The 21465-nt window shown below is 57.5% G+C and carries 19 protein-coding genes; 8 read left to right on the forward strand and 11 right to left on the reverse strand.

The genetic code is table 11. From position 1 onward, the window contains the following. The first annotated feature begins 99 nt into the window (after positions 1-99). From AC2FI8_RS00855 to AC2FI8_RS00865, 3 genes are read left to right on the forward strand one after another with little or no spacing between them, the layout of a single operon-like run. Positions 100-1161 (forward strand): Mrp/NBP35 family ATP-binding protein, encoded by a 1062-nt coding sequence (locus tag AC2FI8_RS00855; protein ID WP_109312119.1) that lies wholly within the window; start codon positions 100-102, stop codon positions 1159-1161. After that, the gene (locus AC2FI8_RS00860; RefSeq protein ID WP_496695154.1) at positions 1158-1853 is read left to right on the forward strand and encodes a biotin/lipoate--protein ligase family protein; all 696 of its coding nucleotides are present in this window, start codon (positions 1158-1160) and stop codon (positions 1851-1853) included. Before AC2FI8_RS00855 ends, AC2FI8_RS00860 begins: the two co-directional genes overlap by 4 nt. Continuing rightward, entirely contained in the window at positions 1853-2332 is a 480-nt protein-coding gene (locus tag AC2FI8_RS00865; RefSeq protein WP_496776498.1) for a DUF6505 family protein, read from the forward strand. Before AC2FI8_RS00860 ends, AC2FI8_RS00865 begins: the two co-directional genes overlap by 1 nt. Positions 2333-2335: 3 nt before the next feature. Here the strand turns inward: AC2FI8_RS00865 and AC2FI8_RS00870 are convergent, their stop codons facing one another. From AC2FI8_RS00870 to acs, 8 genes are all read right to left on the reverse strand, one after another. After that, positions 2336-2836: a flavin reductase family protein gene (locus AC2FI8_RS00870; RefSeq protein ID WP_496766669.1), complete on the reverse strand. Its 501-nt coding sequence runs from the start codon at positions 2834-2836 to the stop codon at positions 2336-2338. Positions 2837-2925: 89 nt separating this feature from the next. Then, positions 2926-4338 carry a 3'-5' exonuclease gene (locus AC2FI8_RS00875; protein ID WP_496776500.1) on the reverse strand — a complete coding sequence of 471 codons (1413 nt, stop codon included), beginning with the start codon at positions 4336-4338 and terminating at the stop codon, positions 2926-2928. Between the two features lies 1 nt (position 4339). After that, positions 4340-4858 carry a hypothetical protein gene (locus AC2FI8_RS00880; RefSeq protein ID WP_496776502.1) on the reverse strand — a complete coding sequence of 173 codons (519 nt, stop codon included), beginning with the start codon at positions 4856-4858 and terminating at the stop codon, positions 4340-4342. A 46-nt stretch (positions 4859-4904) separates the two neighbouring features. Next, a complete protein-coding gene (locus tag AC2FI8_RS00885) occupies positions 4905-6728 on the reverse strand; it encodes a DUF294 nucleotidyltransferase-like domain-containing protein (protein ID WP_496776505.1) in 1824 nt (607 codons plus the stop codon). A 111-nt stretch (positions 6729-6839) separates the two neighbouring features. After that, positions 6840-8624 (reverse strand): sodium:solute symporter family protein, encoded by a 1785-nt coding sequence (locus AC2FI8_RS00890; protein ID WP_058273825.1) that lies wholly within the window; start codon positions 8622-8624, stop codon positions 6840-6842. Between the two features lie 5 nt (positions 8625-8629). Further along, positions 8630-8914 (reverse strand): DUF4212 domain-containing protein, encoded by a 285-nt coding sequence (locus tag AC2FI8_RS00895; RefSeq protein ID WP_496722375.1) that lies wholly within the window; start codon positions 8912-8914, stop codon positions 8630-8632. A 185-nt stretch (positions 8915-9099) separates the two neighbouring features. Further along, positions 9100-9783, reverse strand: coding sequence for an adenylate kinase (locus tag AC2FI8_RS00900; RefSeq protein ID WP_496776507.1), 684 nt, complete (start codon positions 9781-9783; stop codon positions 9100-9102). A 7-nt stretch (positions 9784-9790) separates the two neighbouring features. Further along, positions 9791-11755 (reverse strand): acetate--CoA ligase, encoded by a 1965-nt coding sequence (gene acs, locus AC2FI8_RS00905; protein WP_496776512.1) that lies wholly within the window; start codon positions 11753-11755, stop codon positions 9791-9793. A gap of 427 nt (positions 11756-12182) precedes the next feature. On the opposite strand from acs, the gene dctP reads away from it, so the two are divergent. The 3 genes from dctP to AC2FI8_RS00920 all read left to right on the forward strand — a co-directional run bounded on the left by dctP (position 12183) and on the right by AC2FI8_RS00920 (position 15299). Next, the gene (gene dctP / locus AC2FI8_RS00910) at positions 12183-13199 is read left to right on the forward strand and encodes a TRAP transporter substrate-binding protein DctP (RefSeq protein ID WP_058273822.1); all 1017 of its coding nucleotides are present in this window, start codon (positions 12183-12185) and stop codon (positions 13197-13199) included. Between the two features lie 63 nt (positions 13200-13262). Continuing rightward, positions 13263-13892: a TRAP transporter small permease gene (locus AC2FI8_RS00915; RefSeq protein ID WP_496776514.1), complete on the forward strand. Its 630-nt coding sequence runs from the start codon at positions 13263-13265 to the stop codon at positions 13890-13892. Positions 13893-13895: 3 nt separating this feature from the next. Beyond that, on the forward strand, positions 13896-15299 hold the full coding sequence (locus AC2FI8_RS00920; RefSeq protein WP_058273820.1) for a TRAP transporter large permease: 1404 nt from the start codon (positions 13896-13898) through the stop codon (positions 15297-15299). 52 nt (positions 15300-15351) lie between these two features. Here AC2FI8_RS00920 and ocd read toward each other — a convergent pair whose 3' ends face one another. Genes ocd through rocF form a run of 3 tightly spaced genes read right to left on the reverse strand, consistent with a single transcriptional unit; the run spans position 15352 to position 18242 of the window. Continuing rightward, positions 15352-16395 carry an ornithine cyclodeaminase gene (gene ocd, locus AC2FI8_RS00925; RefSeq protein ID WP_496766652.1) on the reverse strand — a complete coding sequence of 348 codons (1044 nt, stop codon included), beginning with the start codon at positions 16393-16395 and terminating at the stop codon, positions 15352-15354. A 6-nt stretch (positions 16396-16401) separates the two neighbouring features. Further along, entirely contained in the window at positions 16402-17322 is a 921-nt protein-coding gene (ctlX, locus tag AC2FI8_RS00930) for a citrulline utilization hydrolase CtlX (protein ID WP_496776516.1), read from the reverse strand. Next, complete coding sequence (rocF, locus tag AC2FI8_RS00935) at positions 17322-18242, reverse strand: arginase (RefSeq protein WP_496776518.1); 921 nt, start codon at positions 18240-18242, stop codon at positions 17322-17324. Before rocF ends, ctlX begins: the two co-directional genes overlap by 1 nt. Before the next feature lie 86 nt (positions 18243-18328). On the opposite strand from rocF, the gene AC2FI8_RS00940 reads away from it, so the two are divergent. Beyond that, positions 18329-18757 carry an Lrp/AsnC family transcriptional regulator gene (locus AC2FI8_RS00940; protein WP_496722388.1) on the forward strand — a complete coding sequence of 143 codons (429 nt, stop codon included), beginning with the start codon at positions 18329-18331 and terminating at the stop codon, positions 18755-18757. A 98-nt stretch (positions 18758-18855) separates the two neighbouring features. Beyond that, positions 18856-21465: a bifunctional lysylphosphatidylglycerol flippase/synthetase MprF gene (gene mprF, locus AC2FI8_RS00945; RefSeq protein ID WP_496776522.1), complete on the forward strand. Its 2610-nt coding sequence runs from the start codon at positions 18856-18858 to the stop codon at positions 21463-21465.

The following is a 21465-nucleotide window of genomic DNA, read 5'->3' on the forward strand; positions in this document are numbered from 1 at the left end:
AAATGAACTGAATGAGACGGAGACACGTGCAATGAACGGCAACCACAGCTTGTCGATACGCAGAGCCCTGGCCAGCGGGTTCCAAAAGGAGAATGACGCATGAGTGTTCGTGACGCAGTTCTTGCAAACCTGAGAAAGATCACTGACCCCGTCTCTGGACAGGACATCGTCAGCGCTGGAGTTGTTCGCGCGCTGAACGTCGAAGGCGACACCGTGCGCTTTGTGCTTGAGATCGACCCCAAGCAGGCTGAGCAGATGGAACCCGTCCGTGCCGCAGCCGAACAGGCTGCAAAGTTGGTCGACGGTGTTTCCACGGTCTCGGCCATGCTGACCGCACATTCCGAAAAGGCACCGCCAGATCTGAAGCCGAAACCGAAGCCCTCGCAGACCGGGCCGCAGGCCGTGCCGGGTGTGGACAGGATTATCGCTGTGGCTTCGGGCAAGGGCGGCGTTGGCAAGTCCACGGTTTCCGCCAACCTGGCTTGTGCCTTGGCGGCCGAAGGGCGACGCGTTGGTCTGCTGGATGCGGATGTTTATGGCCCGTCGCAGCCCCGGATGCTGGGTGTTTCGGGCCGTCCGGCCAGTCCCGACGGCAAAACGATCCTGCCATTGCGCAACCACGGCGTCACCATGATGTCGATGGGCCTGATGACCAATGAAGGTCAGGCTGTTGTCTGGCGTGGTCCGATGCTGATGGGCGCGCTGCAACAGATGATGGGTCAGGTGCAATGGGGCGCGCTGGATGTTCTAATCGTCGACCTGCCGCCCGGCACCGGTGACGTGCAGTTGACGTTGAGCCAGAAGTTCAACGTGGACGGTGCCATTGTTGTCTCGACCCCTCAGGACGTGGCTCTGATCGATGCCCGCAAGGGGATCGACATGTTCAACCAGCTCAAGACGCCCATCCTTGGGATGATTGAGAATATGTCGACGCATATCTGTTCGAACTGCGGGCATGAAGAACACTTGTTCGGCCATGGCGGCGTAAAGTCCGAGGCCGAGGCGCTGGGCGTTCCTTTGCTGGGTGAAATCCCGCTGCATCTGGATATCCGGGTTGCCGCTGATGGCGGTGCACCGATCGTGGTCAGCAAGCCCGACAGTCCGCAAGCCGAAGCGTTTCGCCAAATTGCGCGCGGCATGATTGCCAAGGGCAACGCATGAACGAGCCGGTCTTTCCCCCTTTGCTGACGGGCCACCCGGTGCAGGGTGGGGAAGACCCGTTCGAGCGCGCGCAGGCCATGGCTGCGCTGGGCTGTGATGGCGGTACCGTGGTTTATAACATTCAGGCCGATCGTCTGCGTGTGGCCATCGTTTTTGCCCCCGAGGTTGTCTTGCGCGATGCGATGGCAATGGTGCCGCTTTGCGCTGTTGGGTTCCAGAACGCGCTGGGCGCGCTAGCTCCGCCTGAGGTCGCGGTTCATCTGGGGTGGGACGGGCTGATATGTGTGAATGGGGCCAAATGCGGAATGTTCCGTGCGGCAGCTTCGGATGCAGATCCAGAAGCAGAACCGGATTGGCTGATCGTCGGTTGGGATTTGGCGCTGCTGCAAACCAGTCAGGCACCGGGCGAAAACCCGGATGTCACCGCACTTTACGACGAGGGCTGCGCGGATGTCTCGGCAACGCAGCTTGTCGAAAGCTGGTCGCGGCACATGATGACATGGCTGAACCGCTGGCAAGAGGACGGTAACGCGCCTGTGCACGGAGAATGGATAGGCCTGCTGCGCGGAGTAGGAGAGCCCTTCGGTGAAACGGGCGTGTTTCTGGGGACGGATGAACGGTTCGGCATGCTGATCCGGCATGGTTCAGATACACAGCTTCGCCCGCTGACGGAATTGTTGGAGAACGGATGATGAAACTAGCGCGCGCAATCCATTTCGACGAAAGCGACATGAATGTGTTCCACTCCCCGGCGCGAACCGGGGAATGGTGCATTTCGGGCGGATTCGAGTTCTCAAATTGGGGCGAAGGCGATCTTGAAGGCAAAGCGCGTCAGGCTTTTGCGAATGGCTGGTTAGGCGTGGAAACCTTTGGGCGGGTGACCTTCGTCGCGGTCACGCAGGTGGAACAGGGCGAGCTGGATCAGATCGCGCAGAGCCTTGCTGAACACTTTGTGCAGCTTTACGGGGCACCGTCGGTCGAGGCCGCCATGGACGTCGCACGGGCCGAGATCGCCCACATGTCCGAGCTGTGTGATGAGCATAACCCAAACACGCTGCTGACCGTCTCGCGTGAGCTGTCAGACGCCGGAGTGCGTGAGGCTTTCCGTTTGATCACGCCGCAAGAGACTCAGCTAGAGGCTCTGGCCGTACATGGGTCATTGGACGAATAACCGTCAGATCAGATCCGCAAAGCCGCCAAATTGACCGCGCTTAAAGATCAATCCTTTGCCGGTGCGGTACATGACCTTTTGAACCTCGCCAACAATGATCAGGTGATCCCCCGCATCGTGTTGTGCGTGCACCTGACAATCGAACCGGGCCAGACAACCGGATAATTGCGGTCGGCGCGCAGTGTCGTGGGCCCATTCCGCGTGCGAAAAATCCTTGCCGTCGCGGGCAAAGCGCAGGGCCTGTTCCTGCTGATCCTGCCCCATCACATGGATCGAATAATGTCGGCTGGCATTGAAATCGTCGAACCGGTTGGAGTCTTTGGCCAAGCACCACAAGACAAGGGGCGGGTCCAGCGATACCGACGCGAATGAGTTGACCGTGATGGCCCGAGGGCCCTGATCAGTGTTTGTGGTGATCACCGTCACACCGGTTCCGAAACACCCCAACGCTTCACGGAAAGCGGTGCTTCGATCCGGGGTTGGAGTGAATTGTTTTTCCGTCATTGCGCGCTCATCCCGTGGCCGTGCCTCAGGTGCCACGACGCGCGGGGTTTGTCCATTAAAAGCTGCGTCCGGTATGCGTGTTTTCCGAACTAGTTCAGGTCTTCCAACAGACGACCATGTTGGCGCGTTGCCTCAACGACCAGGCCAAAGGTTGTCATGCCGCGCGCCTGCAGCATCGGTAGCATTTTGACCAGCGCTTGGGCGGTAGCAATCGCATCACCCAAAGCGGTATGGCGCAGTTGTTCGGGGATGGTGATGTCCAACCGTTCGCACAGGGCGTCCAGCGTGTGTTTATCACTTGCCCCGAACAGCACGGCAGACAACAGAACTGTATCCAGAATGGGGTGATCCCAATCGACATCCATGCGTTTGGCATGCCGCCGTAGAAACGCCATGTCGAATGGCGCGTTGTGGGCCACGATCACTGCATCGCGGGCAAACTGATGCAGCACCCGCCCGGCCTCGGCAATGCCCGCCGCACCCTGAACCATATGATCACTAATCTTGTGCACCTTGGTCGAGGCCGGCGGGATCGGGATGCCGGGATCAACCAGCATGTCCAGTTGTTCTCCTTCCACGATCCGCCCGTTGACAACTCGCACGGCCCCGATCTGAACAATTTCGTCCTTGTGGGGCAGTAGTCCGGTGGTTTCGGTGTCAAACACGACAAAGCACAAGTCCCGCAGAGCAAGGTTGTCGATGGCCTCGTCCGTGGACGTGTTCAACAAGTCGAAGTCATAGACCAAGGGTCGAGCAGCCTCGGGCGCGATGTTTGCAGCACTGTCCTCAAAAACCAGCATATACCCCGGTGCGTTGCCCAAGGGTTTCATGCGCGCCCTGTAACTCTGGGTACCATCAACACTGGTCAGTGTACAGGTGACCTCTAGCCCGGTCTTCACCAACTTGGCATGAGCTTCTTCCAACGGATCAGACTTCAGATATTCCAGCAACGAAGCATTCAGCCGGGGATGCGCAATCTGTGCAAGCACCTCGGCAGCCTGACCATCATACAAAACGATCTTGTGGGTAGGGCCGGCCAACAGCATCGCAACTGGGATTTCGGTCAGAAGGGCCGTCAGACGTTGTTTCTCTGCCGCCAGGTGCGCGGTTTCCTCGGCCACGGCCTGCGCCACGTCCAGTGTTTTGCCGGACAACTGATCGGCTAGCCCAGCCGCGGCTGGTGCCAGATCGCCCAGATATCGCGCGGCCTGTGTGTCCAATTCGGTGCTGACCCCGGCATGCGCGCGGGCCCTAAGTTGGGCGGATATCCGTTCGATTGGCTTGGCGACATTGTCGTCGAATAATAACCAAACCGCCGCAGTCAAAGCCAGAAAGCCAAAACCCATCAGGATTTCGGCAAAGATGAATGAATCAAGCAGATCAGGATCAGCAACGCGTCGATAGCTGATCCACAGCGCCAGAGAGCTGACGGTCAGAGCGCCAAAGGCCAACAGGCAGAAGAACAGGAAAATGCGCAGACGCAGGCTTAACCGGTTCAGCATGTCACACTCCGCAGGTTGCCTCGACGATCGGGTCACTGGCGGTGACGTCGATCCAGTCGGCGTTCAGCAGCCGCCCGTCATCCGCGAATTCTGCCCCATCCGCAAGATTGGCGCGGCTGAACTCTTTGCAGTTGACCACGACCGGCAGTTTTGAGACCGGGGCCCAGCGACCAAAGAGATACAGTTCTACCAACCGTTGTTCGGGAACCTGTTCATTGGTGCGAACGGAACCGGCATCAATGGCGGCAAAGCGGTCTACGAAGGGCACAGCATAGGTCCAGGGGCGATAGAAGGCGCGACTTTCAACTTCTTGAATGACGGTCATACCTTCGGGAAGAGTATCGCGTGTGCGGTCGTACCAGGAATATTCACTGGTAATCGTCATGCCGATCATACCCAGACCAGCGGCAACGGGCGTTATCCAGCGGGGCAGGCGGCCACCCGTCACTTTGTTTAGAACCATTACGATGCCGGCAAAGGCAAAGCCTGCAAATATGGTGCCGATCAGTTCCAGAAACATGTGACTCTCCGTATGTCTGGCGTAGTCGCCAATAGTTATTGCCGCTTTAGCCCAGCATTCCCTTGCCGTGACCTACTGCCGATTGCATGGTTTTTACCACAACGAACGCATCCCGAAGATGACTTCGCTCAAAATCTGACAGGTCCGAGGGCGGCAGGAAATTGTCCGGCTTTTGATCGCCCTTCACAAGCCTGACCTGATGCTCAAGGCGGGTTTCTGCGATCAGATCATACGCATCCAGCAAATCCCGCGCGCCCGAGGGGCTGAGGATACCGCCAGATGCGGCTGCTTTCAAACGCGCCCGAGTATTGGCTTCGGTCAACTGGCCCTGAAGGCTGTAGATCCGCGCAAGGTCAACGACTGGGACCACTCCGTTATGTTTGAGGTCCAGCGTATTGCGATGTTCACCAGACCGGATGGTCGCAAACCCGCGCAACAGACCCAACGGAGGCGTATGTTTTAGCGAGTTCGAGATCATGTGCGCCACAAAGATCGAGTTTGCGTTGGCCGCTGCCAGTGTCTCGGCCTGCAGATCGTCGAACAGGTGAAAGGCCCCTCCGATAGGGCGCAGGTCGAACATGACTGAGGCCAGCATCTGCGCCTCGGGGTTCGGTTTGGCGATCCATCCGTTGAAGTAGTCGCGCCAGACGCGCACCGGCTGACACCATCGTGGGTTGGTCGCCATCATGTCGCCCGGGCAATAGAAATATCCGCAGGTGTCCAGGCCATCCGAGACGTATTTGGCAAGCTCGGCGAAGTACTTCATATCGGCATCGGTCACGCTGTCGTCCAGCATCAGACAGTTGTCCTGATCGGATACTCCAGTTTGTTCTTGCCGCCCTTGCGACCCACAAGCCAACCACAAGTAGGGAACGGGTGCTGGGCCCAGCTTGTCCTCGGCCAAGGCCAACAGTCGGCGGGTTGCCGTGTCTGCAATGTCCGTTATCAGCCGTGTCACGATCTCGTGCCGGTTTCCGGCAGCCACAAGTTGCACCAGAAGCTGCGGGATTTCAGCCGTTACCATCGCCATTTGTTCTGCCGAGTCCGCTTGAGCGATCCGGCGGACAAGCTCTGCCGAATTCACGGCTTGATAATGGGTTAGGTCCGTTTGCGTTACGATGCCGACCAAACGTCCACCTTCGCTGATCGGGATATGACCGATCCCGCGTTCCATCATCACGTGCAGAACGTCCGATCCAATGTCAGATGGCGACAGGGTGATTGGGTTCGCTGTCATGATCGCTGACACCGGCGTCTCTGCGGGCATGCCATTGGCTACGTATTTGCCCGAGATGTCGCGCAAGGTGGCGATGCCCAGCAGGTTATCCGTTTCGGTGACGCACAAGGATGAAATGTGCTTGTCACGCATGATTTGGGCGGCTTCTTGAACTGATGTGTCCGGTGGGCAGGTTGCAGGGTTATGCGCCATAAGAACGTCAATCGCGCTGGTGGCCAGGCTTTGCGGGCCGGACCGGTTCGAACGGGTCCGGTTGAAGAATTTCGAAACGACGTCATGCCCATCGATCAACTCGCGCACCAGATCTGGCGGCAGGACCAGCAAAACGGATGGCGTATGCGCGCGCGCCTTGGTTGCGGCTTTCCCGTCTTTCAGTAGCCCACGCTCACCAAACGAATTGCGCAGACCAAGATGAGATACCACGGCGTCATTCTCATCGGTGATTTCAACGTGCCCTTCATAGATCACGAAAACGCCGGGCAGGGTGCGCCCAAGTTCGTACACGGGAAAGTCTTCCTCGACTTCCCAAACCTCGACCTGATTGGCGATCTGATCCAGTGTTTCTGGGGGCAAGGCATCATAGGGGTGGACGGATTTCAGGAACCGGGTGATTTCGTCATGAGACAGGGGCATCGTCAAATCCTGGCTTTCCGGTTTTGAAAAATCCCGCCCGGCATAGTGCCGGGCGGGAGTAGTCGGTCGAAAGATGCGGTACGTGAAAAGGATCCATGCACCGCATCATACTCATTTATTCTGAGCTGCGCCTGCGCCACGGGGAATACGCACGCTTTCGACCAATTCAACGATCTCCGGCGGAGTCTCTTTGGTCATTCCGGCGACGACGTAAGCGACGCCGAAGTTGATCATTGCACCGATGGCGCCGAACGAGGTCGACTTGATCGGACCCAGAAGCGGATCAGCATCAGTGAACGAGTTGGTGCCCGGAATGAACAGCCAGCCCTTGTGCAGGAAGATGTAGACCAGGGTTACGGTCAGACCAGCCAGCATGCCCGCAACCGCGCCGGTATTGTTGATGCGGGTCGAGAAGATCCCCATCATCAGCGCCGGGAAGATCGAGGCAGCCGCCAGACCAAACGCCAGGGCCACGGTTTGCGCCGCAAAGCCCGGTGGGTTCAGACCCAGATAGGTTGCGACAACGATGGCCACAGCCATTGCGATACGAGCAGCCAGCAGTTCTCCTTTTTCAGAGATTTGCGGGTTGATCGCACCTTTGACAAGGTCGTGGGATACCGCCGACGAGATCGCCAGCAACAGACCCGCAGCGGTCGACAGAGCAGCCGCAAGACCACCGGCAGCGACCAGACCGATCACCCAACCCGGCAGGTTGGCAATCTCGGGGTTGGCCAGAACCAGGATGTCGCGGTTGAACTTGGTCAGCTCGTTTCCAACCCAGCCTTTTTCTTCGGCAAGTGCCTGCATGTCGGCGTTCTTGTCGTTGTAGTACTGGATCTTGCCGTCGCCGTTCTTGTCTTCCCAGTCCAACAGACCGGTTTTCTGCCACGTCTGCATCCAGTCATAGCGCGGATCATTGTCGATATCCTCGACCGAGACAGCGCCACCTTCGATGCCACCATTGGGCCACATCATGTCGGTGATGTTCAGACGCGCCATTGCGCCAACCGCAGGGGCGGTCAGATACAGCAGAGCGATGAAGACCAGCGTCCAGCCAGCGGACCAGCGGGCATCCGACACTTTCGGTACGGTGAAGAAGCGCATGATCACGTGCGGCAGACCGGCGGTGCCGATCATCAGCGACAGTGTGAACAGAACCATGTTCAGTGTGTTCGAGTGGTGGGCAGTGTATTCGTTAAAGCCCAGCTCGGTCACGATCGCGTCAAGCTTGGTCAGCAAAGGCTCACCACTGGCAGTATCGCTGAACAGACCCAGCGCCGGAACCGGCGTGCCGGTCAGCTGCAGCGAGATGAAGATCGCCGGGATTGTGTAGGCAGTGATCAGTACGCAGTACTGTGCGACCTGAGTGTAGGTCACGCCTTTCATCCCACCGAACACTGCGTAAGCAAACACGACACAAGCACCGATCAGCAGACCAGAGGTGTTCGATACTTCGAGGAAGCGGCCAAAGGCCACGCCCACACCGGTCATCTGACCAATCACGTAAGTCACCGATGCAACGATCAGACAGATCACTGCAACGATACGCGCGGTCTGGCTGTAGAAACGGTCGCCGATGAATTCCGAGACAGTGTATTTGCCAAACTTACGCAGATAGGGCGCAAGCAGCAGTGCCAGCAGCACGTAACCGCCGGTCCAACCCATCAGGAAGGTCGAATTGTCATAGCCGGTAAAGGCGATCAGGCCCGCCATCGAAATGAACGAGGCCGCAGACATCCAGTCTGCCGCTGTTGCCATGCCGTTGGTGACCGGGTGAATGCCGCGACCGGCGGCGTAGAATTCCGATGTGGAACCCGCACGGGCCCAAATCGCGATGCCGATGTACAGCGCAAAGGACGCGCCGACAAAGAGCAGGTTGATGGTAAACTGGTCCATTCCGCTTACTCCTCATCCACGCCGTATTCGGCGTCCAGCTTGTTCATGCGCCAGGCGTAGTTGAAGATCAGCACCAAAAAGACCAAGATCGATCCTTGCTGAGCGAACCAAAAGCCCAGATCGGTGCCGCCAACGGCGATGCCAGACAGCAGCGGACGCAGCAGAATGCCGAATCCAAAAGACACCAGCGCCCAGATCACGAGGCTGATGTAGATGAGACGCAGGTTCGCCTGCCAATAGCCCTTGTCGGCCTCGGCAGTCTGCGCGGAGTGTGTTGATTGATCCGCCATTGCGGGTTCCTCCTTCGCTTCTTCCATGGGCGACCCGTTGTCCAAAACCTCCAACGCGCGGGGTCGCTTTTCGAAATGCCGAATGCCAGGGTGGCATCAGGCACGACTTCTCCGATCCGCCAAGGCGGGTACTTTGAAGTTTTCCTTTAGGAATTGGGCCCTTATTCAGGGCGGGCCGTCTTCCCTTAGTTCATGGCGTCGCTGACAATCCTTTCCAGATTGCCCGCGATGTCATCGATATTGCCCATGGCGTTCAGGCCTTTTAGAACGCCGTGGTCTTGGTAATAAGTAATCAAAGGCGCGGTTTGCGCGTGATACGCAGCCAGCCGCGAGGCGACGGTTTCGGCGTTGTCATCAGCACGGCGCTTGAACTCGGTGCTGCCGCACTTGTCACACTTGCCTTTAACAACAGGGACCTTGAACGTGTCATGGAACCCTTCGCCACATCCGGCGCAGGTGTAGCGGCCCGAGATACGGATAACCATTTCGCCGTCCTCAACCTCAAGACTGATGGCGGCGTTGATCTTCTGCCCGGTTTCCGACAGCAATCCGTCCAGCGCCTCGGCCTGAACCGTTGTGCGTGGAAAGCCGTCAAGAATGACGCCCTTGGCGCAATCCGGTTCAGCAAGACGGTCGCGCAAAATGGCAATGACGATCTCGTCGCTGACCAGATCGCCGGCTTCCATCACCGCCTTAGCGGCCTTGCCGGCCTCAGTTCCTGAGGCGACAGCCGCACGCAACAGGTCGCCGGTGCTGAGTTGAACCAGCCCGAACTTGTCTTCAAGCATACGGGCCTGTGTTCCCTTCCCGGCACCCGGAGGGCCGAGAAGGATCAGAACAGCGGGTGTGGTGATCGTGGCAGCGTCCATCACATCCTCACTTGTTCGCACGGTTTTCGATCAGGTCTTCGACCACCGACGGATCGGCAAGCGTAGACGTGTCACCCAATGCGCCAAAGTCGTTCTCGGCAATCTTGCGCAGGATACGGCGCATGATCTTTCCCGAGCGGGTCTTGGGCAGACCAGGAGCCCACTGGATCACGTCAGGCGATGCAATCGGGCCGATCTCGGTCCGGACCCATGTGCGCAGCTCTTTCAGTAACTCATCCGACGGCTCACGGTCATTCATCAGAGTGACATAGCAATAGATGCCTTGTCCTTTGATTTCATGGGGATAGCCAACTACAGCAGCTTCAGCGACCGCGCCGTGCGCGACCAGAGCGCTTTCGACCTCGGCTGTGCCCATGCGGTGGCCCGAGACGTTGATCACGTCGTCAACCCGGCCAGTGATCCAGTAATCACCATCCTCGTCACGACGGCAGCCGTCCCCGGTAAAGTAGTAGCCTTTGTAATCCGAGAAATAGGTCTTCTCGAATCGTTCATGATCACCCCAGACGGTGCGCATCTGGCCGGGCCAGCTGTCTTTGATACACAGAACACCTTCGACACCGTTTCCGGTGATCTCGACACCAGACTGCGGGTCCAACACGACCGGTTGAATGCCAAAGAAAGGCTTCATCGCGGCACCAGGCTTCATCGCGTGTGCTCCGGGCAGGGGAGTCATCAGATGACCACCGGTCTCGGTCTGCCACCACGTGTCAACGATGGGGCAATTTCCTTTGCCGACCACCTCATTGTACCAGTTCCAGGCTTCAGGGTTGATCGGTTCGCCCACGGTGCCCAGTAGTTTCAGGTCGCTCAGATCATGCTTTTCGACCCACTCGTTGCCTTGCCCCATCAACGCGCGGATCGCGGTTGGTGCGGTGTAGAACTGGTTGACCTTGTGCTTGGCGCACACCTCCCAGAAACGGCCTGCGTCGGGGTAGGTAGGGACACCTTCGAACATCAATGTAGTCGCGCCGTTGGCAAGCGGGCCGTAGACGATATAGCTGTGGCCTGTGACCCAGCCCACGTCAGCCGTGCACCAATACACATCGCCCTCGTGGTAATCGAAGGTGATCTCATGGGTCAGCGATGCGAATACCAGATAGCCGCCAGTGGTATGTACCACACCCTTGGGTTGTCCGGTCGAGCCTGAGGTGTAGAGGATGAACAGCGGATCTTCTGCGCTCATCTCAGCGGGTGCACAATAGTCGTCCGCCTCAAGCGCCATTTCGTTATAGTCGTAGTCGCGGCCGTCGATCCATGTGGTCTGACCACCGGTGCGCTTGACCAACAGGCATTTCACTGTGTCTTTGCAGTGCAGAAGAGCAGCATCCGCATTGGATTTCAGCGCAGTCTTGCGGCCGCCTCGAGGGGCCTCGTCGGCGGTGATGACAACCTTTGCGTCGCAGCCATTGACGCGCGCCGCCAGAGCGTCTGGTGAGAAACCCGCAAAGACGATCGAATGGATCGCGCCAATACGCGCGCAGGCCAGCATGGCATAGGCGGCCTCGGGGATCATCGGCATATAGATCACGACGCGGTCGCCCTTACGCACGCCCAGCGATTCCAGAATGTTTGCCATCCGGCAGGTCCGGCGGTGCAACTCAGCATAGGTGATGTGCTGCGCTTCGTCTTTTGGATCATCCGGTTCCCAGATGATCGCAGTTTGATCGCCGCGGGTCTTCAGATGGCGGTCCAGGCAGTTGGCCGAAACGTTCAGCGTGCCGTCTGCGTACCAGTTGATTCCGACCGAGCCGAAATCATAGTTTACGTCTTTGACCTGTGTGTAGGGCTTGATCCAGTCGATCCGCTTGCCTTGTTCGTCCCAGAACGCGACGGGATCGTTGATCGAAGCCGCATACATCTCAGTGTATTTTTCAGCGTTAACATGCGTGCGGGCCACGGTTTCGGCGGACGGCGGAAAGGTATTGGCTTCTGCCTGGGCAGCGGTTGTCATTCTGAGGCTCCTCCCTCTGGATCATATTGAATCAGACCGATTTTGCCTGCTGAACTGGCGATGTCGATCTGTTTCCTCCTTATGCGCAATAATACGGAGAGCTGAAAACAAGGAAATAAATTACCGAATTCTCACGATTAGTTTGTAAATTATTTTTTTGACCCAGGGTGATTTTGTAAAGAAAGAGACCATTATCGGGGAAAGTAGTTTTTTTACATAGCTTTGGCTGTAATGAAAAATTCTGTGGAAATAGGCCGCCCGGTTACAACTAAATTGCATCTGTGACTCACCTTTCGGTTGTTAGCGTTCAACGGTGCCATTCGCAGCTGGTCAGGAATGTTGACCGGGGGTTGGCACATTCCGATGTTGGCGCTAGCTTTGACGCCAAGCGCCTCGGTAAGGGGGTGCAGCAAAGGGAGAAATCAGTATGAAAAAGATCTTGAGCGGCTCTGCTGTGGCCGCCTTGTGTGTTGCGTTCGTGTCCGAGGCAGCCGCAACTGAATGGAATGCTTCGGTCTGGGGCAAACGTCGTGCGTTCACCGAGCATGTCGAGAAACTGTCTGAGTTGGTCAGCGAAAAGACAAACGGCGATTTCACCATCAATGTCAGCTATGGTGGCCTGTCCAAGCCGCGCGAAAATCTGGATGGAATCGAAATTGGTGCGTTTGAGATGGCTCAGTTCTGTGCCGGATATCATCGCGACAAAAACCGCGCGATCACCGTTCTGGAACTGCCGTTCCTGGGCGTGAACAATCTGGATGAGGAAGTTGCCGTCAGCCACGCGGTCTACGATCACCCTGCCGTTAAGGATGAGATGGCGCAGTGGAATGCGCGTATCATCATGACCTCGCCCATGCCGCAGTACAACATCGTCGGAACCGGCGACCCGCGTGACGAACTTGCCGAGTTCGAAGGCATGCGTGTCCGCGCCACAGGTGGTCTGGGCAAGGCATTCGAGGCGGTTGGTGGTGTGCCGACTTCGGTTCCTGCAACCGAAGCCTTTAACGCAATGGAGTCCGGTGTCGTTGACACGGTTGCCTTTGCTCAGCACGCGCACCTGTCTTTTGGCACGATCAACGAAGCAGATTGGTGGACGGCCAACCTGAACCCCGGCACTGTGAATTGCCCGGTTGTGGTCAATATCGATGCCTATGAGGCACTGCCGGCTGAGCATCGCGAGGCGCTGGACAGTTCGATCGACGAAGCGATTGATCACTATCTGGCCAATTATGGGTCGCTGCTGGACCAGTGGGACAGTGTTTTGGACGAAAAGGGCGTCGCAAAGGTACAGATCGATGATGCGGTAATCGCAGAGTTCCGCACCAAAGCTGCCGATCCCATCCGGGCACAGTGGATTGAGGATATGTCCGCTCAGGGTATCCCTGCGCAGGACCTGTATGATCTGGTCCAGTCCACGCTGGAACAGCAGCGCAGCGGTAACTAAACGCAAAATCCGGGTGCCCATCGGGGCATCCGGACACCGATAAAAATACAGGGGAACACCGCAATGGCAGGACAGGCCACGGTGCTTGAAGACAACAGCCTCCTGAGTTCTTTGGGCCGTAAGTTGTTGAGGTTAGAGCGGTTTCTGGCTCTGATCAGCGGTATCGCCGTGTTCAGTCTTATGGTTCTGGCGGTTGTCTCGGTCAGCGGACGCAATGCGATCAACGCGCCTTTGCCCGGTTATGTCGACTGGATCGAACAGGCGATGCCGCTGATTGCGTTTTTGGGCATTTCATATGTACAGCGCGATGGCGGTCATATCCGGATGGACATTGTCATCTCACGTCTGCACGGGCGGGCACTTTGGTTGTTCGAGCTAATCTCGGTCCTTCTGATCCTTCTGCTGATGTTGGCTTTAGTGTGGGGCAGCTGGTCCCATTTTGACCGCTCGTTCGACTTTGGCGCTCCTATGTGGAGCCGCGACAGTTCGATCGACATCGGCATCCCGCTTTGGCCGGCCAAATTGCTGGCACCTGTGGCGTTCTCGGTGCTCTGCTTGCGGTTGCTGCTTCAGGTCTGGGGATATGGTCGCGCGCTGATCGTAGGGGCCGAAAGCCCCGTAGCCGTTCCACTGATACAGGATGCGGCTGCTCAGGCCGCTGCCGAAGCCGAACAATTCGAAGGGCAGGACTAACGCATGGACTCGATAGAGATTGGCCTGTGGGTCACGGGTGGCCTGCTGGTTCTGGTTGTGACCGGAATGCGCGTGGCCTTCGCGGCGGCTCTTGCGGGGCTGGTCGGGTTGGTTTGGATTTTCTGGGCCAAGTTTGGATACGATCCTGATCGCTTCGGCAAAGCACTAACCGTCGCGGTCAAGACGGCGGGGCAGGTGCCCCATTCCAAGGTTGCGGCCCATACACTCAGCCTGATCCCCACCTTTATCTTGATCGGTTATCTTGCCTATTACGCAGGGCTGACGCGCGCGTTGTTCGAGGCCGCTAAACGTTGGGTTGCGTGGGTGCCCGGAGGGCTCGCGGTTTCGACTGTGTTCGCCACAGCCGGGTTCGCGGCCGTTTCTGGCGCGTCGGTGGCGACCTCGGCTGTGTTCGCCCGGATCGCTATCCCCGAGATGCTGAAAGTCGGTTACAACAAGCAATTCGCAGCCGGAGTGGTCGCAGCGGGCGGTACACTGGCCTCATTGATCCCGCCATCTGCGATCCTTGTGATCTATGCCATCATCGTAGAACAGGATGTCGGTAAACTGCTGCTCGCCGGGTTTATCCCCGGTGCATTTTCGGCCGTTGTGTACGGTCTGCTTATCGTCGGCATCGCGGTTGTATTCAAAAACGTTGGTCCACCGGTAACAGGTTTCACCTGGAAACAGCGTTTTGCGTCACTGCCGGGCGCCTTTCCGATTGTCGCTGTAATCCTGATCATCATTTGCTTTGTCTACAACCCGTTTGGAGAAAAGGCTTGGGGCACTCCAACCGAAGGCGGGGCTATCGGTGCCTTCATCGTCTTCTGTTTCGCCCTTTTCCACGGAATGCGGTGGCCCGAACTGAAGTCGGCGCTGCTGGAAACTGCCAAACTAACCGCGATGATCTTCACGATCATCTGGGGGGTGCTGATCTACGTACGGTTTCTGGGGTTTGCCGATCTTCCGGGCGCGTTCTCGGACTGGATCACTTCGTTGGAAATGTCGCCGATGCTGATCCTGATCTGTATCCTGCTCGCCTATGCGGTCTTGGGCATGTTCATGGATGCCATCGGGATGCTGTTGCTGACATTACCGGTCGTCTATCCGGCGGTCATGGCCCTGAACGGGGGTGAGACGGTCAGCGCCGCCGAAAGCGCCTTTGGCATGTCTGGTCCAATGTGTGCGATCTGGTTTGGTATTCTGGTGGTGAAAATGGCCGAGTTTTGCCTGATCACGCCGCCCATTGGCCTTAATTGTTTCGTGGTTGCAGGCGTGCGTCCGGATCTGAGCGTTCAGGACGTGTTCAAAGGCGTAACCCCGTTCTTCATCGCCGATGGTGTGACGATCGCGCTGCTCGTGGCGTTTCCCGGTATCGTACTCTACCTGCCGTCACTCGCCGGATAGAAAAAAACCCCGGTGGTGAACCGGGGGTTAGTTGATGCGAAGTGCGGGTTCTTCAGCTCGCCCGCATCAGCATCCCATACAGATCCCGTGGATCATCCGGATCGGCCAGCATGTCCAAAGGTTCAAAGAAATCAGTGCCTTCGATGGCGGACTGGATGTAGCGCAGCGCAGAGAAATCCTCGATCGCGAAGCCGACGCTGTCAAACAGCGTGATCTGGTGGTCATCTTGGCGCCCCTTGGCCTGACCTGTCATCACCTGCCACATCTCGGTCACCGGATGATCGTCATCCAACGCCTGAATCTCGCCTTCGATACGAGTTTGCTCGGGGTATTCGACAAAGATCTCAGACCGCAGAAGGATGTCTCGGTGCAACTCGGTCTTGCCGGGACAGTCTCCGCCAATGGCGTTGATATGCACGCCCGGTCCAACCATGTTGTCGGTCAGGATAGTGGCATATTTCTTATCCGCTGTGCAGGTGGTGATGATCTGCGCGCCCTCGATGGCATCTTCAGGTGTTTTGCATAACACAACTGTCAGTCCGGTGTTCTTGAGGTTCGCTGCACATTTCTCGGTCGCTGCGTGATCGGTGTCATACATACGTACGGTGTCAATTCCACACATGGCCTTGAACGCCAAACATTGGAATTCAGACTGCGCGCCGTTGCCGATCATAGCCATGACGCGCGAGTTTTTCGGGGCCAGGTAACTGCCCACCAATGCTGACGTCGCGGCGGTGCGTAGCGCGGTCAGCATCGTCATCTCGGTCAACAGGGTCGGGTAGCCGGTGTAAACGTCAGCCAGCAGGCCGAAGGCGGTGACGGTCTGCAGGCCCTCGGACGTGTTCTTCGGGTGGCCGTTGACGTACTTGAACCCGTAGGCCTCGCCATCCGAAGTCGGCATCAGCTCAATCACGCCATGGGGTGAGTGGGCCGGGATGCGGGGGGTTTTGTCAAAGCTCTCCCAGCGTTTGAAGTCGGATTCAATCTGAGCTGCGATCTGAGTGATCATCTTTTCAAGCCCGATGTGGTGCACCAGCCGCATCATGTTGTCGACGGATACAAAGGGCACAAGCGCCTTGTCGGAAGGTTGCATCATGGTCTCCTATCGGCGGGAAAGGTGGATACCGGCGATCATGCAACGCACTGATCCTCCGGCTGTTTCTATGGTTGGAACTGACAATGGCAGCAGAGTGGCGCTGTCTTCGATAATGTCGGTCTGTTGGGGTGTCAGCGCATCTTTGGCGCGACTGGAAAGAGCCAGCACGAGCCCATCACGACCACTAAGCTCGATGGTGTTTCCGGCAAAATCTGCGATCTGGTCATGGGACAGATCGATTACGGCGCGACCGGATTCTTCCAATCGCGCCTGTACGGTCGCGCGGCGTTCGGCATCGATGATCATGTCGAGGCAGATCAGTGCATAATGTGTGCCGATCCCCATCAGGACATTGGTGTGATAAACGTCTCGGCCTGCGTCGTCCCTAGCTTCGAACGCGATGGGTTCGTAATTGAAGTTGGTACAGAACCGCTCCAACAAAACGGGATCAGCGCGGTTTGACTTGACCGTGTAAGCGATGCGGCCGACGTGATCGAGAACCATTGCTCCGGTACCTTCCAGTGCGAGATCGTCCTGTTCCAGCCCCGAATAATCGATCACGTCCTGAACGCGGTATTCCTGTTTCAGCAACTCGATAACATCTGTGCGGCGTTCGCGTCGACGCGACGGAACAAACATCGGATAGATCGCAACGTGCCCGCCGGGATGTGTCGAGAACCAGTTGTTGGGAAAGACACTGTCCGGCGTGTTCTGTTGACCGTGATCATCAAATACATGAACTGTGACGCCTGCATCGCGCAGTTGCTCGACTGCGCGATCATGTTCATCGCGCGCGGCTGCTGAGGTCGCTTCGGCGGATCGGTGTGCCAGTGTCTGAAACGCATTGTCATGGCGAGTCTCTGGGTTCGACACAAACTCGTGCGGTCGAACCATGACGACAGCGGAAGGAGATTGCAGGGAATTCATCAGAAACTCCGGGTCGGGCGGTCGAAGATTCGGCGCCCAAGCAGGGATGCGGCCAGATCGACCATCAGTTTTGCGGTTCGTCCACGCTCATCCAGAAACGGGTTCAGTTCGACCAGGTCCAGTGAGCAGACCAGACCGCTTTCGTGCAGCAGTTCCATCACCAGATGGGCTTCGCGTTCGGTCGCTCCTCCAGGAACAGTTGTGCCAACAGCGGGCGCAATTGAAGGGTCCAGAAAGTCGACGTCCAGTGAGACGTGGAGGATACCGTTTGCTGCGCGTACTCGGTCGAGGAACGCGATCAACGGCGCCTTGATGCCATGTTCATCAATGCTGCGCATGTCTGCCAACATGGCCTGATCCTGTTCCAGTCGTGCACGTTCAGCCGGGTCCACGGATCGCAGGCCGATCATGCCTACTCGATCCGTTGGGACCGGGGCAGTCAGCGAAGGGAAGGCGTCAAATCCGGGTTGCCCCGTAAAATAAGCAACCGGTGTGCCGTGCAGGTTGCCACTGCCCGTGCTGTCAGGTGTATGAAAGTCGCTGTGTGCGTCCAGCCAAAGCACGAACAGAGGTCGCCCGATCCCGTCGGCATGCGCTGCCATTCCTGAAACCGTACCCATGGACAAGGCGTGATCGCCGCCCATAAAAATCGGCAGGCCGTTCGGTGCGGTTTCCTGTGCGGCGCGGCTCAGAGCGCTGGTCCAACCGACGCACTCGGGCAGGGCCACAAGGTGTGGATGCTCCGGTACATCTGACGGATCGGCACCGACATTTCCGACATCCGTCACTTGGTGTCCGAGGTCAGTTAGAGCTTGTTCCAGACCGGCCACCCGATAGGCGTCCGGGCCCATGCGGCAGCCCTGACGACGCTTTCCTGCGTCCATCGGTGCGCCAACCAATATTACATTTTGCGTATCCATATGACTATCTAGTCCCTCATGATGGCTTGCGAAAAGACAGCAAAATGTTCAAAATGACATTCGGATAAGCGAAATGGGAAGTGGTTATGGACGATTTGGATAGTAGGCTGCTGAGTGCATTGCACCGCGACGCACGAGCATCGCTATCCGAACTCGCCGAAACGCTGGGGGTAACCCGCACCACTGTCCGCAGCCGACTGCAACGGCTCAAACAGTCTGGTGAGATAGTTGGGTTCACCGTCCTCACCCGACAGGACGTTGCGCAAAGCCCGGTGCGCGGGCTGATGATGTTGGAAATCGAAGGCCGTGGGACTGAACGTACGATGGCTCGTATCGCTGCTATGCGGCAGGTGCGCGCGGTTCACTCCACGAACGGCAGCTGGGATCTGATCGCCGAAATCTGGACCGAAACCCTGGCCGAACTGGACGAGGTTTTGTTCCAGATCCGGCGCATGGAAGGGATAACCAAGTCCGAGACTAACCTGTTGCTGTCCACGCGCAAAGGTCGGGTCTGACGCCCGTAGCGCTTTGAGCTTGAACGAAATTGTGCGAAAGTCGGCCTGCGCGTTTCGATCGTGCAGAGTGTGATCGCGCCTGAGAGCAGGGACAAAGCATGGCAACTCATGAAAATGCCGAAGAACTCTGGGCTGTGCGCCTGGCCGAGCGGGTATCGGGATTTCTTGAAAAGCCCGTAGTCCGAATCGCGATACCGATTCTGGTTACCCTTATTGCCCTGACTGTCCTTCATGAACTGTCTTCGCACGTCAAATGGGCCGATGTAAAAACGGACGTCGCGAACACATCGTGGAAACTGATGTTTTTCGCCCTGTGCTGGACGGCAGTCAGCTTTTTGTCACTGTCACTTTACGATGTGTTTGCCGTGCAAAGCGTGGCAGATGGTGAGGTCCCATTGCCTGTCGCAGGCATGGCTGGGGCCTGTGGCTATGCCGTCTCGAATTGCCTTGGGTTTTCCTACATCACCGGCACGGCGATCCGGTATCGGATCTATGCGTCCCTGGGTCTTGATCTGGGTCGAGTCGCGGGGGTGATCGCTACATCCTGGATCGCGTTCTGGTCGGGTTTCATTCTGCTTTTGGGCGGGTTGCTAACCTTTCATCCGGATGGAGTGTCCAAGGTTCTGCCGATAAGTGACACGTTCGAAACCGTGATAGGGCTGTGCCTGCTTGTTGGTTTTGCAGCCTTGTTCATTTGGCTGTCCAAGGGCGGACGCAGACTGGCCACCGGTGGTTTGGGTTTCAATCTGCCGGGCGGCAAGTTGCCGGGATTGCTGACGCTGGCGGCTGTGGGCGACCTGTTTGGGGCGTCCATGACGCTGTATGTTTTAATGCCGGATGACCTTGGGGTCGGGTTTCCGTTCTTCTTCACCATTTACATTGGCGCCATTGCAGTCGGAATTCTCAGCCACGCTCCAGGTGGGATTGGCGCATTTGAGGCGACTTTGATCGCCGGGCTAGGTGCTTCGGGTCGGTCTGACGTGATCGCCGCCCTTTTGCTATATCGTTTGGTTTATACCTTCTTACCGTTCGCCATTGCGACGCTTTCCATCGCGGTGGCCTCGGCCCTGACGCACCGACATCACATCAGCGGAGCCGCCACGTGGGTTTACCGCGTGATCCGTCCGATTGTGCCGATGGTTGCCGCAGGCGTGGCCGCCGTGGCGGGTGTCATTCTGCTGGTGTCCGGGGCGTTGCCTGCAGGCTGCGAGAACCTTAGCGCCTTGCGGGACTTTCTACCTTTGTCCTTCGTTGAAGCTTCGCATCTTGCCGGAAGCGCTGTCGGAGTTCTACTGATCCTTGTTTCACGCGGCCTGTTCCGCAAGCTGTACCGCGCATGGATAGTGGCCATGCTGCTGATGGTTGCCGGATTTGTTGCTTCGCTGGCCAAGGGTCTGGATACGCACGAAGCGATCAGCATGTTGGGCACTATCGCCTTGCTGGCCACGTTTCGCGGAGCGTTTTACCGGGTCAGCGGGGCCTCGATATTCCGTCTGAACATCCCGTGGCTGGTCAGCGTGGTCGCCTTGCTTCTGGTCGTCTTTTGGGTCGGGCTGTTTTCCTATTCGCATGTCGAGTACAAGAACGCCTTGTGGTGGGAGTTCGCATGGAATGGTGACGCCTCGCGCTTTTTGCGATCCAGCCTTGTGGTGGCGGTTATTCTTGGTGTGGTGGCCGTGAATTCTTTGTTCGGGCGCGAGGTTCCGGAACTGGTCCGGACGGAGATCCCCGAGGTTGTTGAACGCCTGGTCATGGCAAGCGAAGACACCGAGTCGCAGATTTCACTGACCGGCGACAAGCAATTCCTGATTTCACCGGACGATGACGCATTTCTGGCTTATGCCGACACAGGCAATGCGCTGATCACCAAGGGGGAGCCGGTTGGGGATGAAACCGCCGGAAAGCAACTGATCTGGCAATTGCGCGAAATGGCTGACCGTGAGGGCAAGTTGTGCGCTTTCTACAGCGTATCGACTAAGTACCTGCCGACGTTTCTGGATCTGGGCCTGTCTATTCTGAAGATCGGAGAGGTCGCGCGCGTGCCGTTGAAAGATTTCTCGCTGGACGGCAAATCTCGCAAGCGGTTCCGTCAGGCCAAGAACCGGGCCGAACGCGAAGGGTATGTGTTCGAGATCATACCGAAGGACAAAGTGGGCCCTGTGTTGCCCGAATTGCGCAAGATTTCAGACGATTGGCTGGAGCATAAGGCGGGCGAGGAGAAGGGGTTCGCCTTGGGCGGGTTTGACGATGAATACCTGTCTTATTTCGATTTCGCGGTGCTGAAGAAGGCAGATACGGGAAAGATCGTCGCCTTCGCCAACCTCTTCCAAGGCGGGAACAAGTCCGAATTGTCGTTGGACCTGATGCGGTATGAGCCGGACGGGTCGAACTTTATCATGGACGCCTTGTTTGCCGAGATGATGACCTGGGGGGCAGAGCAGGGGTTCCATTGGTTCTCGCTAGGAGCGGCACCGTTTTCGGGAATTGAGAACCGTCAACTGGCGTCTTTCTGGAACCGCGTCGGCGGGTTCGTATATGAGCACGGCGAGCAGTTCTATCACTTCGAAGGGCTGCGATCCTTCAAGCAGAAGTTCGATCCAGAATGGAGCCCGAATTACCTCGCCAGCCCCGGTGGTCTGGCAGCACCACGTATTCTGTACGAGGTGAACATCCTGATTTCAGGCGGTTTGCGCGGGCTGACGAAGTAA

The organism is Ruegeria sp. CDSB029 (assembly GCF_059611125.1).